This window comes from Myroides injenensis M09-0166, from assembly GCF_000246945.1.
Lineage (GTDB): Bacteria > Bacteroidota > Bacteroidia > Flavobacteriales > Flavobacteriaceae > Flavobacterium > Flavobacterium injenense.
Window position 1 is genome coordinate 1 of sequence record NZ_BAEX01000086.1, and the last position, 15345, is coordinate 15345.

Sequence of the window (15345 nt, forward strand, 5' to 3'; positions counted from 1 at the left end):
TGTCTTAAGCTTTTGTTTTCTTTCTGATTTTCATATTTATAAATTCTACCCCAAGTGAAAAAGCGATAGCAAAATACAAATAACCTTTAGGAACAGCACCTATTTCTTGTCCAGCTAATACAGCGTGTGAGATATGCATACTTTCAGTTGTTAGCATAAAACCTATTAAAATTAAAAAGGAAAGTGCTAATATTTGAATAGAGGGGTTTCTATTTACAAAATTACCAACTGGTACCGCAAATAACATCATTATACCAACGGATACAACTACAGCAGCAATCATAATATATAATGCTCCTTCAATACCATTTGTCATGCCTACAGCTGTTAAAATACTATCGATAGAAAAGATTATATCGATCATTAGAATTTGCATAATAATATTTCCAAATGATTTTTTAGCAATATCTTTTGCATTAGGTGGTGTGTCAATATTTTCATGATTTTGAACATGACTTACTTTTTCGTGAATTTCTTTAGTTGATTTATAAATTAGAAAAATTCCTCCAAGTAGTAATATTAAAGCTTGACCATTAAATTGCGCACTAAACCATCCCCAATCTATGCTAAACCAAGGTTTTTTCATTGCTATAAGTAGCGACACTCCAAAAAGTAGTGCAATACGCATAAACATAGCTAGAAACAACCCTAATTTTGTTGCTTTTTTTCTTTGTTCTTCAGGTAGTTTACCTGTGACAATTGATATAAATATTACATTGTCTATACCTAATACTATTTCTAAAAAGGTTAAGGTAATGAAAGCGACAATGGCATCTGCTGTAAATAAAAACTCCATACGCTAGCTGGGTAGATTAATATTATTCACTAATTTTTTTAAGGGTTCCTCTTTCTCGTCTAGAATCACCTACTATTCCATATTCAAAAACACAAGTATCTCCTTTTGTAGTAATGATACGCATACTTATCGCTTTTTTTTCAGCCATATTTTTCGGATTTATTTTTTGTAAGATGAACTCACAATCGTTTACCCAACGTATGCTAGATGTGTCTGTTTTTCCTTCAAATGTTTCTATTTCATATTCTTCTGTGCGAACGAATGTACTTGTTTTTTGCTCTCCGTCAATTTCTGCTACAAACTCAAACTTTCCAGTTTTAAAGTTTTTACAATTTCTTTCTTGATTGTAGCAAGAACTAACTAGCACTGCTGAAATAGGAAGTAATAAATACAATATCTTTTTTCTCATATTATTGTTTGTTTTCACTGTAAAAAAGTGATTTCATAATTGTTTGAATACCCTTGAAAAGTAATAACATCGCTCCAACACATATTATACATCCTAATCCAAAGACGACATAGAAAAAGGGATGTCCTTGATTTTTTAAAGAGGTATGGATTACAATAGGACCTATAAATAGCAGGGGTAGTGTAATCATTAAATTACGTACGCCTTTAAATAATAAAGCGCGATTAGTTTTGTGTTCTTCTTCCATTATTCATTACGTTTAAAGTGTTCAATTGCACTACGAACATTTTTATGTTTATCAAGTAGTAAAGTTGCTTCTTCACGACTTAAATTTAATTCATTCATTAGCATTAATATTCCTCTTTCTATAAGTTTAGCATTTGTCATCTGCATGTCGATCATTCTATTTCCTTTTACCCGTCCTAATTGAATCATAGTAGAAGTAGAAATCATATTTAGAACAAGTTTTTGAGCTGTACCAGCTTTCATTCTAGAACTGCCCGTAACAAATTCAGGACCTACGGTTACTTCAATAGGGTATTGCGCAGTAATTGATAATGGACTTGAGGGATTACAAGTAATGCATGCCGTTGGAATATTTGAGTCATTACACTTTTTTAATGCATTAATTACATAAGGTGTAGTTCCTGAAGCAGCAATGCCTATTACAAAATCATTACTATTGATTTGATAACACTGTAAATCTATCCATCCCTGTAGTGGATCGTCTTCTGCATTTTCTACAGCATTTCTAATAGCTTTGTCACCACCGGCAATAAGCCCAATTACTAGTTCTGGAGATACGCCATAGGTTGGGGGGCATTCAGAAGCATCTAATATTCCCAATCTACCAGAAGTACCTGCTCCAATATAAAAAAGTCTACCTCCTGATTTTAATTGACTAACGACAGCGTTAACTGCTTTTTCAATTTGAGGAATAGCTTTCTCTACTGCTAGTGGAACAGTTTTGTCTTCGTTATTTATGCTAATTAACAACTCTTCTATGGACATTTTTTCAAGATTGTCATAATGAGAAGGCTGTTCTGTTATTCTTTTAAAATCCACGTATTGTCTTTGTACAAGTTTTGAACAAAAATAAGGAAAATACTTATTATCTTGGGAGTTTTGAGTATAATTATAGTGGTACGTCAATTGGTAAAATATAAAAGTGGAATAGGGGGTATTTTGGTTTCTTAGCTTTGAAAATTAATGAGTAAATTTTAATTAAAAAGTATGTTTCTATAGGATGGTATTAGTTTCTGATAACGGTGAGATGCATGTAGATTGATTCGTTCAAAAAAAATATACAGTTTTTTTAGGAGGAGTAATTTTATAACTAATATATGTTAGCAGATTTGATTACTTATTCTTATTTTTATTCTAATAAGAGTCTTATTTCCAGATAACTATTTGCAAGATAATACAAATATACAAAGTTAAAATAGGTATGGTTGTGTGCTTAATAATTCTTTATTTTATATCGATCTTAGTGGAGGATTCTAGTTACTCTTGGAGTGTCTGCATTAATTGGAGCTGCAGTAGGTAGTACTATAAATGCTATCATTAATATAGCTAATGAGTACCTTTTTTGTATGGAATGAGAAAATCTGTGACAATGGGCGCAATAAGTAGGGCTATTTCTTTTGGTATTGGTCAGGCAACAATATCTTTAGGAAATATAGTTGCTCAATCTTTTATGCATGGTGTGACAAGTGGACTAATGAGTTCTATCGATGGAGGAAGTTTTAGTTTGGGATTTGCCAATGAAGCTATTAGATCATTAATATCAAGTAGTATAGTAAGTTTAGGAAAAATCTGGCATTATTTGGACGAAGATTATACACTATGGAGTAGTTTTGCGAGTAGGAAACCTGGGATATTTAAAGCTGCTATGATAGTTAACGGAGGGTTTCTGGAGGTATTTCATCATCTATAGCAGGTGGAGGTTTTTGGAAAGGGATGCAGCAGCGATTTATAACAAGTGGACTAAATCACTTGAAACATTTGACGCTTGATGGGATTGAACAAAAAGTTGATGATAGAAGAAGTTTAACAAAAGAGGAAAGAGCGAGGATAGCAGCGAATTATCCAAATTATATTGATTATCCTACTCCTGAATCGATCTATAAGGAAGTGGGAGGAATGATGTATAAAGAATATCTTAAAGATCCAGAAAAGTATAAAGACACTTGTGCTATGAGAATGAGTATTGCATTTGAAAAATCGGGAATATATATAGGAGGAGATTATAATGGAACTCGAGGACTTAAGTATTACGCTTCTGCTACATCTTTTTACAAAGCTTTAGAAAAGAGATTTTTACCACAAGAAAAGATGGGCTATGATGTATCTCAGTATGGAGTTGTTACACAACATGAAGATAAAGATTATATTATTAAAGTTTTTCATGTTGATATTATTTTTGTAAAAGATAATAAGGGGGGGGGGAGGCAATTTTTATCAAGGATTTTATAATAAATTTTACTAGTTATGAATAAGATTATTACGTATATACTACTATTAATAGTAAGTGTTAATTGTACATCTCTGAGATCAGAGAAAGATAGCAAAGTAGAGCTAAATATTGAAAAGATACTTTCGATTCACAGAGAACTTGCTTTTATTGATCTATATGAAAAATCGCTTGATAAGATTAAAAAAGAATCAGGGATATCTACAGAAGATATTTTGTTTGATCTTACTGGGACAGAACTTTATCATGAATATTGTATGATAATTGATTTTTATTCTGATGACCATCCAACATATGAAAATGTAAATTACTATAATTTAATAAAGAAATGGGGAGATAAAACATATAAGCCATATGGAAAAGTTGATGACCCCAAGTTAATAGTACATATGACATTTAGAAAGGCTTTTGATTTTTATTATAGCGATGATTTAGATAACTATATTGATTCGTTAAGAACATTATTTCGCGCTAAGTATTATAAAGAAGGGAGGTTAAAAAACTTAGAATGCCTAGAAGCACAAGAAAGAATAAAAGCGAGAGAGAGAGAAATAGAGAAAGAGAATTAAAGATGATTTTTTTTGATTAATTTAAAAAGCTCGCCTAATTTTATACCATATAAGAATAAAAACGATGGAAATCACCATTTCTGAGATTTAGGGAATAGTGTGTACATTAAATCTTATAACATCTTGAAACTAATTATTCAAAAGATACTGATTTTGTTAATCCAAAAACTGAGGGGTGTGAGGATATGACCTTACCTTGTCAATGGCAAAGACATGTTAATAAGTATTGAGCAGCAGGAACATTATTATATACAAATTTATGATAAATAAAAATTGGTAGACAGATGGGGGTATATGTCAAAAGTTAAAAAACTATTTATTAAGGATAAAATAGTATATCTATTGTTAAATGGTGGGGAGTTGTCTTCACTAATTAGTTCTGCTGAAAAAGTTGAAGGGAAACTTGACTTAAGAGGATTAGATGTGAAAACTAAAACCATTAGTAACTTAAAGGTTAGCTATGCTGATTTTAGTTTCTCAATGTTTAACGATTGTTGACTTGACAAATCTTTGTTCAAAAGAGGTTATTTTGAAAAACTTGACTTTACTAGCTTTTAGATCAAGAAATTATTTTTAAAGAATGTATTTTTAATAACTGCAAGTTCAATAATGTTATTGTAGGTTATGATAGGACTAAATTTTTAGAGTGTGATTTTGTACAATGTAGATTTACAAAAACAATGTTTATACAAGCAGAGTTTGTACGTATATCTTTTAAAAAATTTCATATAACAGGTGTTGATTTTAATGCTTCTTCATTTGAGAAATGTGATTTTGAAGGACAATTAAATGATATATGGTTTAGAGGAGTTTTGAGTATAATTATAGTGGTACGTCAATTGGTAAGATGTAAAAGTAAAATAAGAGGTATTTTGGTTTCTTAGCTTTGAAAATTAATGAGTAAATCATGAGAACTGTTTCTCTCTAAGATATAGCAATGTCATTTTTATTTTTATTATTTCTCTGTTAATGAAAAATAAGTTACTTTTGCACCCTTATGCAGACTGCCTTATCGTCGGCTTATAAAAGCGGGAGGAAAGTCCGGACACCATAGAGTAGCATAATGGGTAACACCCATCCGCGGTTTTTCCGTGAGGACAAGTGCAACAGAAAGTATGTACAGGTAATGCTGTAGTGAAACCAGGTAAACTCTATGCGGTGAAATGCCATGTATATTAAGCGATTGAGGGCTACTCGCCCGATGCTTAAGGGGTGGGCAGATGGAGCCATTGAGTAATTGATGGCCTAGATAAATGATAAGGGTACACTTAGGTGTATACAGAATCCGGCTTATAGGTCTGCATTTTTTTATACTTAATTATTGAGTATAAAAAAGGCTAACAATCTAAAATTGTTAGCCTTTTTATTTTAAATAAAATAAAAGAGGTAATCTCTTTCTAAAGTCAATATAAGTTTGCCTAAATATAACTTGTATGGTGAGTCATTATCTCTAATTTTATTATCCCCTTTATAATTAAGGTTAATAATTGTACATTTTAAATTACTGTTGATTAGACAGGAGTATTACTCTTCTTCTCTATCGAAGTCATCATCATAATAATCGTCGTCGTACTCTTCCTCGTCTTCATCATCTGATTCTTCTTGTTCAAATTCAAAAAATGTAAAGACAGAACCTCCATAGCTTTTTTGAAAAGAGAAGTTTTCCATTTGTTCTAGCTTAGTGAACTTTGAGTGTTCTATAATTAACATACCATCTTCCGCTAAGATACCTTTGCTTAGTATATCAGATACAATTTTTTCAAACTGTTCTTGTGTAAAGTCATAAGGTGGATCTGCAAATACGATATCGTAAGAAGACTGATGTTTTTCTATAAACTTGAATACATCAGCTTTTAATGGTAGAATATTTAGATCAAATTCTTTTGCAGTTTTCTTTATGAAGTTAACGCATCCGTAGTCACCGTCAACGCTGACTACAGATTCTGCACCTCTAGAAGCAAACTCATAACTAATATTTCCTGTTCCAGCGAATAAATCTAATATGGTTAATTCACTTAAATTAAAGTGATGATTAAGAACATTAAATAAAGCCTCTTTTCCCATATCAGTTGTAGGGCGAACAGGTAGGTTTTTTGGCGGATTAATACGACGCCCTTTTAGTTTTCCTGAAATAATTCTCATGAATGGAATAAAATGTAATGTTGTTTAGGTACTTGATAATGAAGTAATAATTCTTCTGCTATTGACGCTTCATCATTTAATATTTCGACATGTCTGATGAAGTTATAAGCTTGTTCATAAATACTATCATTTAAGTCAACTCTCCCTAATAAGGTAAGAGGAATTGTTTCTACGTCTAAGTTTAATTGTTCAAAAGTGAACAATATATAGTATATAAAATCTTTAGCGGTATGATATTGGAAAGAGTTAAAAAATAATAGCTTTCCGTTATTCGCAACGATAAGTTCAAAGCGATCTTTTTGCAAATAAGTATAAACTACAGTTTGTTCATTTCCACTTGTCTTATCTAATAAAATCTTAACGAGTTCAGTGTTGATGTTTTGGTACGTAAATGTTCCAAATCTGTCTATTAAATAGTTGTTTATGTTGATATATGGCACATAAACATTGTTGAAGTCGTAGTTAGCTACTTCGTCATAAGCGAAAAAGTCAGTAGAAAATACTTTAGTATTATACTGCAAGTACGTTCCTAATAAATTACTGTCGAAAAAAGCATGAGGGATAAATGTATTCAATGCATTATCATGTAATACGACTATTTCGTTATATTTAAGACTTAACTGATCATATTTTGAAAATATCTTATCTAATTGCTCTTCTATTGACTTGTTAGGATTAATAGCGTCAGAAGCAAAATAAGAGATTTCATTTGACAGCATATTTTTGATAACAAAAGTAAATTTGTTTAAAGATACTTGAAGTAATAACTTTTGATCATTCTCTGTCATCATATTTTATTGTAGTGATTTATTACTAATTAATAAATTGTAAAAAAGGTTGTAGTAATAAAGTGAATTTAAATTTACTGTAAAATGTTTTACTCTTCAATAGATAGGCAAATTTAAACAAATTAAGTTAGATTATTAGTGACAACTAAAAAAGCTTGGTATCTTTGAAAAATACTACAATTTAAAGTCAAATAAATGATGATTGGACAACAGTTTTATAGACTGCTAAGGGATAAGTTTCCTTTTGAATTAACTTTAAAACAAGATATATTTTTACAAAAGATAGCTGAATTTGTGACCAATGACCAGCAAGATCAATTATTTGTCTTAAAAGGGTATGCTGGAACAGGGAAGACGACGTTACTTTCAACTGTGGTAAATGAGTTAAAGGCAATTAATAAGTTTTCTGTTATGCTTGCGCCTACTGGTAGAGCTGCCAAAGTGATTAGTAATTATTCTCAGCGAAGTGCATATACGATTCACAAACATATTTATTATCCAAAACCTTCAAAATCTGGAGGAGGTATGCAATTCACAATGAGAAATAATCGTCATCGAAATACTATATTTATAGTTGATGAGGCTTCTATGATTGCTGATATGAATGCCTCTGACAGTAATATGTATCCTAATGGCTCTCTATTAGATGATCTTATTTTTTATGTTTATTCAGGGACTAACTGTAAATTGATTTTAATAGGAGATGGGGCTCAGTTACCACCTATAAATATGGATGTCAGTCCAGCTTTAGATACAGATAAATTGTCAATGCAATACCAGATGGATGTACAGCATATTGAATTAGATGAAGTAATGCGGCAAGAGGAAGGGTCAGGAATATTATATAATGCAACTGAATTACGTTCTTTACTAGACACATCATTTTATGATACATTCCAGTTTCAGGTAAATCCTTTTCCTGATATTGTGCGATTAGAGGATGGATATGATATTCAAGATGCTATTTATTCTGCGTATTCAAACAGTGGACCAGAAGAAACGGCATTTATCGTTCGTTCAAATAAGCGTGCTAATGCTTACAACCAGCAGATTCGTACTAGAATTTTGGACAAGGATAGCGAGGTCTCGAGTGGAGATTTACTAATGGTAGTAAAGAATAATTATTATTGGCTAAGAGACTCTAATGAAGGGGATTTTATAGCTAATGGCGATATAATAGAAGTTTTAGAAATTTATCGAACAGTAGAATTGTATTCTTTTAGATTTGCCAAAGTAAAAGTGCGAATGCTAGATTACCCTGATATGAAGCCATTTGACACCATTATCTTATTAGATACTCTTACTAGTGAATCTCCTGCATTGACATATGAAGATATGAACCGATTATATCAAGAGGTTTTACTGGACTATGAAGATGAAATTACCAAGTATAAGAAAGTGCAGAAAGTAAAGGAAAATGAGTTTTTTAATGCTCTTCAAGTGAAATTCTCTTATGCAATGACATGCCATAAATCACAAGGTGGACAATGGGAGACAGTTTTTATTGAACAGCCTTACTTGCCTGATGGAATTACAGTTGATTATGTGAGATGGCTATATACTGCTATGACTCGTGCAAAAGATAAACTCTATTTAATTGGCTTTAAAGATGAATTCTTTGAAGAGTCAAGTAGTTATGAATAAGTCAGAAATAGGCAACTTTAAAAGAATTCTTATTTAAGAACAATAGTTGAACTGTTTAAGGGGTACACTAGAGAGTTTAAATTTTAAAAAAAATATTTATAGAGAAGAATAACGCTATTTTTAATAGGAAAATCTACTATTGATTTTAGTATCTTTGAGTTTCAAATTTTGATATAAAATGAAAATTATAGCAGTTATACCAGCGCGTTATGCTTCTACGCGTTTTCCAGCTAAATTAATGCAAGATTTAAATGGCAAAACAATTATTAGGCGTACTTATGAAGCAACAGTTAATACAAATTTGTTTGATGATGTTTTCGTAGCTACTGACTCAGAATTAATTTACGATGAGATTATCTCTCATGGTGGTAAAGCAGTGATGAGTCATAAAGAGCATGAGAGTGGTAGTGATCGTATTGCAGAGGCTGTGCAAAATATAGAAGCTGATATTGTTATAAATGTGCAAGGTGATGAGCCTTTTATCAATAAAGATAATCTAGTTAAGTTAATTGAAATCTTTAAAGAAGATAAAGATAAAGCGATAGATTTAGCTTCATTAATGACACCTATTGACGAATGGAAGGATATTGAAAATCCAAATAATGTAAAAGTTGTAGTAGATAATTCTAATACAGCTTTGTATTTTTCGAGATCTGTTATTCCTTATCCTAGAGAGAAAAATGTAGGAGTACAATATTATCAGCACATAGGAATCTATGCTTTTAGAAAACAAGCTTTATTAGAGTTTACTAAGTTGCCAATGTTGACATTAGAAGCATCCGAAAAACTAGAACAGTTACGTTATTTAGAATATGGAAAACGTATTAAAATGGCTGTCACTAAACACGTTGGTATTGGTATAGATACTTTTGAAGATTTGGAAAAAGCTAAGAAATTACTTGAGCTTCATCCTGAACTTGATCAATAAAACTAAAGAGTAATGACTATTATTAAAGTTCTACTGGTTGAATAACAGGCTCTTGTGTTCTTGTAGTTTCTTGAATAACAGGAGCTTTTACAATTGGAATTTTAATAATAGTTTGCCACTCTGCAGGAAATCTTGAGTCAATTACTGATTTCTCTAAGTCAATAATAATAGGTAAATTATTATCTCTCGTAAAGTCTTCTTTTGTAAGCTGTGTTTTCGTTTTCTCAAGACTCTCAGGAAGATGAGAGTAAAACCCCTTTAAAGAACTTTCGTAATAATTTGTTGCTTCTATAGCACCTACTTTATATATATCTTCTTCATTTAGATATAATTGTTCTTTAATAGGTAAAGCAAACTGATATTTTATATTTTCATTTGTAATACCCTCCTCAAGAATTAAAAAAGGTATACCAGTAATGGTTACTTTGTTTGCTGTACAAAAATCTTTAATCTGCTTATAAGATTTGTTGATATCAGTATTAAGTGACGCAATAGTAGATTCTATTGGGAACGAAATATAGTTGTTATACTCTGTTTTTTTAACGCCAATAGGATCAAGGTTATATTCTTTATATTGTTTTAAAAAATAAACAATTAGAGTATTTGTGTTTTTTTCTAATGCTTCAGAAGCTACTTTAGAAGGATTTCCATAAAAGAAGGAAGTTATTTTGGTTTTTAAATCTAACGTCCCTTCAAATTTTAGGTCAATTGTTGTATTTGATTTATTCTCAGTAAATTTCCAGTAAATATTAGAAATCTTATCATCATTTAAGATATCTTGGGATAGGCTATCATAAGGATGATTGTATTCAGAGCGGACAAGAAATTCGCCAAGGTGTTCAATATTTATTTTATAAACACCGCTGTCTTCTTTTTGGGTAATCACCCAATCTTGCCAAGTATCTAAATCTTCAATATACTCGTATACTATTTGTTTAGGGGCATCAACAGTAAATTGGCGTTCAACCTTAAAATAAGGATTTTGCGTCAAAATGAATACTATCAATGAGATAGCACCTAATAAAATAAGGAATAAAAAGTATTTAAAGATTTTCATAATAACTACCGACTAATACTAGAATGTTATTTTAATACATTTTTTAAAAGAAATAGAGAACCAATAAAAGCTAAAAAGGCAACTAATACCCATAATCTATTTTTGTAGTAGATTTTATGCAATTTTAAATCCTTGCGATATACAATTATTAATACAATACTAAACGCAATGATAAAGAAAATAGCAAAATTAATCTGACCTTCAGTAAACATAATAAAAAAATTTTAGCAAAAATAATGAATTCTTATTAGTGTATATAAAAAAACGGCAGAAAGTTCTGCCGTTTCATTTTTATTTTGAAAATAGATTGACTAAATCTCTTCAGTCCATCCAAAAGTATCTTCAATAGCTTTTTGTTGAATACCTTGCAATGCTTTTTTCAATTGAATAGCATATGAATCATTATCAGCTATTTCAGGTAAAGCGTAGTATTTATCTTGGAAAGCAAATCCTTCAATTTGACCAACAGTAACAGCTGTACCTGCACCAAAGATTTCTTTCAACTCTCCTTTAGCATGCGCATCTAGTAAATCTTGAACAACGATAGCTTTAACTTCTACATTGATTCCTTTGCTTTTTGCAATCTCTATTAAACTTTTTCTTGTTACACCATCTAGGATTCTTTCACTAGTAGGAGCAGTAATTAAAGTATCTCCAATACGGAAGAATACGTTCATTGTACCTGCTTCTTCTAATTTAGTATGTGTAGAATCATCTGTCCAAATCACTTGTTGGTAACCAGCATCTTGTGCTAATTTAGTTGGGTAGAATTGTCCAGCATAGTTACCAGAACATTTAGTAGAACCTACACCACCATTAGCTGCACGGCTATAGTGTTCTGCGATTTGTACTTTTACTTTTCCTGAGTAATATGTACGAGCAGGAGATAAGATTATACAGAACATAAATTCAGAAGATGGTCCTGCTACTACACCAGGGTGAGTTCCGATCATGAAAGGTCTGATGTATAATGAGTTTCCTTCACCTTTTTGAACCCAGTCTTGGTCTAATTGTAATAAAGCTTTAAGCCCACCTACAAAACGCTCTTCGTCGATTTGAGGCATTGCTAAACGCTCTGCTGATTTATTGAAACGTGCCCAGTTTTCACTTGGACGGAATAACCATACTTTGTCATTCTCATCTTTGTAAGCTTTCATTCCTTCAAAAATTGCTTGTCCGTAGTGGAAAACATTTACTGATGGCTCAAAAGACATAGGTCCATAAGGTTTAATCTCTACTTGTCCCCATTTACCGTCTTTGTAATGACATACTAACATATGGTCTGTAAATACAGATCCAAATTTTACATTTTGAAAGTCAATTGAATCTATTTTTGATTTTTCTACTTTTTGGATAGAAATATCTCCTTTTGTTTCTAAACTCATTATTATATGTTTTTATTTACTGTTGTAGTTGTTTGAAAATTATTCAGTGCAATGTATTGAAAAATAAAATACATTACAAATTTAGCAAAAAAAGAAAGGAAAAATAGTGTGTTGTTGAAGTTTATCTAAAATGGAGTGGAAAATATTGTTTAATTGTAATTTTTTACTGAATTTATAATAATCTATGAGATTTGTTTACTTAAACGATTTCTTTTTAATCTATTTTTTTGAGTTACTTTTGTTTGGTAAACCTATAAATTAGAGATTATGAAAAAAGTTGTCGGCTTATTTTGTCTTAGTATGCTTGTTTTGGTAGGCTGTAAAAACAGTAATAAAAACAAAAGTTCTGACTTAGTATATGAAGAGGAGAACTATGAGTTTTTTGGTGATAATATTACTTTAGACAAAGTAGTTTCTAAAGAAGAAGCTTGGAGTCACTATAAAGATTTGAAAGTAGGAGACACTATTGTAATTAAATTTGTATCTAATATCGATAAAGTATGCCAAAAGAAAGGATGTTGGGTAACTTTGGAATTAGATGATAGTCAGAAGAGTTTTGTGAAGTTTAAAGACTATGCTTTTTTTGCTCCAATGAATGCAAGTGGTCACGAGGCAATCGTAAATGGTAAAGCATTTGTATCCGAAATTTCAGTGGATGAGTTAAAGCACTATGCTAAGGATGCTGGTAAAACGGAAGAAGAAATAGCTCTAATCACTGAGTCTAAAAAAACATATGGCTTTATGGCGGATGGTATCGCTATTAAGAAAGATGCAACACATGAGGGGTAAACTATTATTTTTGCTTCTATTTGTAGTTTGTACTTTAGGATGTAATAAAAAACAAGAAGTAGAAAAAACAAAAGAGAAAAGTTCTTTCAAAATGTACCAAATGTCAGAGATGGCGGCTTTAATGGAATCTATGTATGCAAATACAGCAGCTATTAAGGCATTAATTGTAGAAGGAAGTACAGAAAGTCTTGGTGAATTTCCTTTATTGCATGAGAATTTACATACCGCTATTTTAACAGATCCTAGTGATAGGGATATGTTTTTTGAGGCAAGTGCTAAACACTTTCTTGAAAAGGAAAGAGAACTGTATGCTGCTCTTCCAGAAGATAGAGTAGTAAAGCTGAATGAACTGGTAGATTCTTGTTTGGCTTGTCATCAAAAAAAATGTGGTGGTCCAATACCACGTATTAAAAAGCTTTATATTAAATGAAACGTTCAATAATTACTACTTCTGATGGTACTTCATCTTTGCAGATGGATGACTGGGGAGAGACTTATCACTCTATACATGGCGCAGCACAAGAAGCTAATCATGTATATATAGAGAACGGTTTTCGCCGTGTTGACAGTGACTCTATTACTGTTTTAGAAATGGGGTTTGGAACAGGTTTAAACACCTATTTGACTCTATTAGAAGTATATAAGTGTAATAAGAAGGTAAAGTATGACACAATAGAGGCTTATCCATTGTCAGAAGAAGAATACTCGCTTTTAAATTATTCTACTTTAGCTAGTGTTCCTGAAGTAGCTGCTTTATTTCAGAAGTTACATCAAGTAGATTGGGGAGTAGAATCACATATAACAAATGATTTTATTCTGAGAAAGTTGAATAACACTTTTGAGCACCAAGAGCTAGAGCCTGAGCAATATGATGTTATCTACTTTGATGTTTTTGGGTACCAATATCAACCTCAACTGTGGTCAGAAGATATTTTTAAGAAAATGTATTATGCCTTAAGACCCGGTGGTGTTCTTTCTACTTACGCATGCAGAGGACCTATCAAAAGAAATATGAAAAGTGCAGGCTTTACTTTTGAAATTGTTCCTGGACCTCCTGGAAAAAGAGAAATGTTAGTAGCGTTCAAATAAAATTACACAATCGTCTACTACAAAGTATAGTTTGTATTTATAAATTAAAATCTAATCAAGTCGATTATATGGCGCAAGGCACTATTATAATCGACTTTTTTATATTGTTTTTTGTATTGTATATCTATGGGTAATAGTAGTTTAAGCCTATAAATAGTTTCATTGTACTTTTTTTTAATTAAATTTAGCTACCTATAAAAGTCATAAAATGACATAGTTGTCAGGGTTTAACAGTTTTAAATGATTGTATTTACTTTTACTTTTATTATTTTTACTCAATCGTAATTTGAAAATTGAAAATGAAAACAAGTTTATTTCCCCTAATTATTTTGAGTTTATTTTTATTTGCAAGCTGTAAGTCTGAAAATAAAGAATCAAATTCAACAAAAGAAATCCAGTTAGAAACTCCTATTAATAATGATATTCATACTACTGATGAACTAGAAGATATCGTTACGCTATATGTAGCAAGTACTAAAGCTGATTGTGTAGGTGTAGCTCCTATGAAATGCTTGCAGGTAAAAGATAGTGAAGATGGCGAATGGCAATTTATGTACACTAATATAGAAGGTTTTGACTATGAAGAAGGATATGAATACAAAATAGAAGTACGTAGAGAGACGATTGCTAATCCTCCTGCTGATGGTTCTTCAATGCGCTATATCTTAGTGAAAGAAATTTCAAAAGAAAAAAAGTAAGCAGATGAATGAAATAGTCTTAATGGACGACAGGGTAATATTAAAACCATTGCAACAATCAGATTTTGAGGAGTTACTGACTTTTTCTGTAAATGAACCAGATACTTGGAACTATGTTCCTCTATCTGCTGCTGGAGCTAATAACCTTAAGAAGTATATTGATGTTGCTATTGCAGATAGAGATAAAGGGATAAGCTTGCCATTTATTGTATTTGATAAAGAAACGGAACAATATATAGGAAGCACTCGATTATACAATATCAATGAAAATAACAAGACACTAATGCTTGGACACACTTGGTATGGAAAAGACTTCCGAGGAACTGGCATTAATAAACATTGTAAATATCTATTACTTACCTATGCTTTTGAAGTAATGAAAATGGAGAGAGTGGAGTTTAGAGCTGATGTATTGAATGAAGCAAGTATAGCAGCAATGAAAAGTATTGGATGTGTACAAGAAGGAGTATTAAGACGAGATATTATTCTTCCCAATGGTAGAAGACGAGATACTGCTGTATTGAGTATTTTAAGAGAAGAATGGTTTGCTACTGTAAAAGACAATTTAGAAAAACGCC

21 protein-coding genes and 1 other RNA gene are annotated in these 15345 nt (G+C 31.3%); 13 read left to right on the forward strand and 9 right to left on the reverse strand.

The genetic code is table 11. The features are described 5' to 3' along the window. Positions 1–4: 4 nt before the first annotated feature. The 4 genes from RH98_RS12535 to murQ are packed head-to-tail and all read right to left on the reverse strand — an operon-like array spanning position 5 to position 2270. Complete coding sequence (locus RH98_RS12535; RefSeq protein ID WP_010255387.1) at positions 5–796, reverse strand: TerC family protein; 792 nt, start codon at positions 794–796, stop codon at positions 5–7. Between the two features lie 22 nt (positions 797–818). Further along, entirely contained in the window at positions 819–1205 is a 387-nt protein-coding gene (locus RH98_RS12540; RefSeq protein ID WP_010255390.1) for a hypothetical protein, read from the reverse strand. A 1-nt stretch (position 1206) separates the two neighbouring features. Continuing rightward, positions 1207–1452: a DUF6095 family protein gene (locus tag RH98_RS12545; RefSeq protein ID WP_010255392.1), complete on the reverse strand. Its 246-nt coding sequence runs from the start codon at positions 1450–1452 to the stop codon at positions 1207–1209. After that, positions 1452–2270: an N-acetylmuramic acid 6-phosphate etherase gene (murQ, locus tag RH98_RS12550; RefSeq protein WP_010255395.1), complete on the reverse strand. Its 819-nt coding sequence runs from the start codon at positions 2268–2270 to the stop codon at positions 1452–1454. The genes RH98_RS12545 and murQ overlap by 1 nt, the downstream gene beginning before the upstream one ends. A gap of 550 nt (positions 2271–2820) precedes the next feature. On the opposite strand from murQ, the gene RH98_RS12555 reads away from it, so the two are divergent. The 6 genes from RH98_RS12555 to rnpB all read left to right on the forward strand — a co-directional run bounded on the left by RH98_RS12555 (position 2821) and on the right by rnpB (position 5556). Next, positions 2821–3141, forward strand: coding sequence for a hypothetical protein (locus tag RH98_RS12555; RefSeq protein ID WP_010255397.1), 321 nt, complete (start codon positions 2821–2823; stop codon positions 3139–3141). 59 nt (positions 3142–3200) lie between these two features. Then, positions 3201–3680 (forward strand): T6SS effector amidase Tae4 family protein, encoded by a 480-nt coding sequence (locus tag RH98_RS12560; RefSeq protein WP_141629441.1) that lies wholly within the window; start codon positions 3201–3203, stop codon positions 3678–3680. A 15-nt stretch (positions 3681–3695) separates the two neighbouring features. Further along, entirely contained in the window at positions 3696–4247 is a 552-nt protein-coding gene (locus RH98_RS12565; RefSeq protein WP_010255401.1) for a hypothetical protein, read from the forward strand. Between the two features lie 294 nt (positions 4248–4541). Beyond that, positions 4542–4745 (forward strand): hypothetical protein, encoded by a 204-nt coding sequence (locus RH98_RS12570; protein WP_010255403.1) that lies wholly within the window; start codon positions 4542–4544, stop codon positions 4743–4745. A 182-nt stretch (positions 4746–4927) separates the two neighbouring features. Continuing rightward, on the forward strand, positions 4928–5131 hold the full coding sequence (locus RH98_RS16245; RefSeq protein WP_010255405.1) for a hypothetical protein: 204 nt from the start codon (positions 4928–4930) through the stop codon (positions 5129–5131). A 112-nt stretch (positions 5132–5243) separates the two neighbouring features. Beyond that, positions 5244–5556: RNase P RNA component class A (gene rnpB, locus RH98_RS15330), an RNA gene on the forward strand. A gap of 215 nt (positions 5557–5771) precedes the next feature. Here the strand turns inward: rnpB and RH98_RS12580 are convergent. Together RH98_RS12580 and RH98_RS12585 are read right to left on the reverse strand one after the other, a co-directional pair. Next, positions 5772–6389: an RsmD family RNA methyltransferase gene (locus RH98_RS12580; RefSeq protein ID WP_010255407.1), complete on the reverse strand. Its 618-nt coding sequence runs from the start codon at positions 6387–6389 to the stop codon at positions 5772–5774. After that, positions 6386–7180, reverse strand: coding sequence for a DUF3822 family protein (locus RH98_RS12585; RefSeq protein ID WP_237717541.1), 795 nt, complete (start codon positions 7178–7180; stop codon positions 6386–6388). The genes RH98_RS12580 and RH98_RS12585 overlap by 4 nt, the downstream gene beginning before the upstream one ends. 195 nt (positions 7181–7375) lie before the next feature. Here RH98_RS12585 and RH98_RS12590 point away from each other — a divergent pair, with 195 nt between their 5' ends. Both RH98_RS12590 and kdsB read left to right on the forward strand, forming a co-directional pair. Next, entirely contained in the window at positions 7376–8821 is a 1446-nt protein-coding gene (locus tag RH98_RS12590; protein ID WP_010255411.1) for an ATP-dependent DNA helicase, read from the forward strand. Between the two features lie 178 nt (positions 8822–8999). Then, entirely contained in the window at positions 9000–9749 is a 750-nt protein-coding gene (kdsB, locus tag RH98_RS12595) for a 3-deoxy-manno-octulosonate cytidylyltransferase (protein WP_010255414.1), read from the forward strand. A 22-nt stretch (positions 9750–9771) separates the two neighbouring features. On the opposite strand, the gene RH98_RS12600 is transcribed toward kdsB, so the two are convergent. From RH98_RS12600 to RH98_RS12610, 3 genes are all read right to left on the reverse strand, one after another. Then, positions 9772–10806 carry a hypothetical protein gene (locus tag RH98_RS12600; protein WP_010255416.1) on the reverse strand — a complete coding sequence of 345 codons (1035 nt, stop codon included), beginning with the start codon at positions 10804–10806 and terminating at the stop codon, positions 9772–9774. 26 nt (positions 10807–10832) lie between these two features. Next, positions 10833–11018: a hypothetical protein gene (locus tag RH98_RS12605; RefSeq protein ID WP_010255420.1), complete on the reverse strand. Its 186-nt coding sequence runs from the start codon at positions 11016–11018 to the stop codon at positions 10833–10835. A 99-nt stretch (positions 11019–11117) separates the two neighbouring features. Then, complete coding sequence (locus tag RH98_RS12610) at positions 11118–12191, reverse strand: branched-chain amino acid aminotransferase (RefSeq protein ID WP_010255423.1); 1074 nt, start codon at positions 12189–12191, stop codon at positions 11118–11120. A gap of 267 nt (positions 12192–12458) precedes the next feature. Between RH98_RS12610 and RH98_RS12615 the strand changes: the two genes are divergently transcribed. The 5 genes from RH98_RS12615 to RH98_RS12635 form a co-directional block, all read left to right on the forward strand. After that, a complete protein-coding gene (locus RH98_RS12615) occupies positions 12459–12980 on the forward strand; it encodes a DUF4920 domain-containing protein (RefSeq protein WP_010255425.1) in 522 nt (173 codons plus the stop codon). Next, positions 12970–13410 (forward strand): hypothetical protein, encoded by a 441-nt coding sequence (locus tag RH98_RS12620; protein ID WP_010255428.1) that lies wholly within the window; start codon positions 12970–12972, stop codon positions 13408–13410. Before RH98_RS12615 ends, RH98_RS12620 begins: the two co-directional genes overlap by 11 nt. After that, positions 13407–14069: a tRNA (5-methylaminomethyl-2-thiouridine)(34)-methyltransferase MnmC2 gene (gene mnmC2, locus RH98_RS12625; protein WP_010255430.1), complete on the forward strand. Its 663-nt coding sequence runs from the start codon at positions 13407–13409 to the stop codon at positions 14067–14069. Before RH98_RS12620 ends, mnmC2 begins: the two co-directional genes overlap by 4 nt. 299 nt (positions 14070–14368) lie before the next feature. Further along, positions 14369–14767 (forward strand): DUF4377 domain-containing protein, encoded by a 399-nt coding sequence (locus RH98_RS12630; RefSeq protein WP_010255432.1) that lies wholly within the window; start codon positions 14369–14371, stop codon positions 14765–14767. A 4-nt stretch (positions 14768–14771) separates the two neighbouring features. Further along, positions 14772–15345, forward strand: a 574-nt coding sequence (locus RH98_RS12635) for a GNAT family N-acetyltransferase (RefSeq protein ID WP_010255433.1), incomplete at its 3' end; no start/stop codon positions are given.

Excerpts from the sequence above, each read along its gene's own strand:
- RH98_RS12535 (WP_010255387.1), bottom strand. The coding sequence starts at position 796 with ATGGAGTTTTTATTTACAGCAGATGCCATTGTCGCTTTCATTACCTTA.
- RH98_RS12540 (WP_010255390.1), bottom strand. The coding sequence starts at position 1,205 with ATGAGAAAAAAGATATTGTATTTATTACTTCCTATTTCAGCAGTGCTA.
- RH98_RS12545 (WP_010255392.1), bottom strand. The coding sequence starts at position 1,452 with ATGGAAGAAGAACACAAAACTAATCGCGCTTTATTATTTAAAGGCGTA.
- RH98_RS12555 (WP_010255397.1), top strand. The coding sequence starts at position 2,821 with ATGGGCGCAATAAGTAGGGCTATTTCTTTTGGTATTGGTCAGGCAACA.
- RH98_RS12565 (WP_010255401.1), top strand. The coding sequence starts at position 3,696 with ATGAATAAGATTATTACGTATATACTACTATTAATAGTAAGTGTTAAT.
- RH98_RS12570 (WP_010255403.1), top strand. The coding sequence starts at position 4,542 with ATGTCAAAAGTTAAAAAACTATTTATTAAGGATAAAATAGTATATCTA.
- RH98_RS16245 (WP_010255405.1), top strand. The coding sequence starts at position 4,928 with ATGTTTATACAAGCAGAGTTTGTACGTATATCTTTTAAAAAATTTCAT.
- RH98_RS12580 (WP_010255407.1), bottom strand. The coding sequence starts at position 6,389 with ATGAGAATTATTTCAGGAAAACTAAAAGGGCGTCGTATTAATCCGCCA.
- RH98_RS12585 (WP_237717541.1), bottom strand. The coding sequence starts at position 7,180 with ATGATGACAGAGAATGATCAAAAGTTATTACTTCAAGTATCTTTAAAC.
- RH98_RS12590 (WP_010255411.1), top strand. The coding sequence starts at position 7,376 with ATGATTGGACAACAGTTTTATAGACTGCTAAGGGATAAGTTTCCTTTT.
- kdsB (WP_010255414.1), top strand. The coding sequence starts at position 9,000 with ATGAAAATTATAGCAGTTATACCAGCGCGTTATGCTTCTACGCGTTTT.
- RH98_RS12600 (WP_010255416.1), bottom strand. The coding sequence starts at position 10,806 with ATGAAAATCTTTAAATACTTTTTATTCCTTATTTTATTAGGTGCTATC.
- RH98_RS12605 (WP_010255420.1), bottom strand. The coding sequence starts at position 11,018 with ATGTTTACTGAAGGTCAGATTAATTTTGCTATTTTCTTTATCATTGCG.
- RH98_RS12610 (WP_010255423.1), bottom strand. The coding sequence starts at position 12,191 with ATGAGTTTAGAAACAAAAGGAGATATTTCTATCCAAAAAGTAGAAAAA.
- RH98_RS12615 (WP_010255425.1), top strand. The coding sequence starts at position 12,459 with ATGAAAAAAGTTGTCGGCTTATTTTGTCTTAGTATGCTTGTTTTGGTA.
- RH98_RS12620 (WP_010255428.1), top strand. The coding sequence starts at position 12,970 with ATGAGGGGTAAACTATTATTTTTGCTTCTATTTGTAGTTTGTACTTTA.
- mnmC2 (WP_010255430.1), top strand. The coding sequence starts at position 13,407 with ATGAAACGTTCAATAATTACTACTTCTGATGGTACTTCATCTTTGCAG.
- RH98_RS12630 (WP_010255432.1), top strand. The coding sequence starts at position 14,369 with ATGAAAACAAGTTTATTTCCCCTAATTATTTTGAGTTTATTTTTATTT.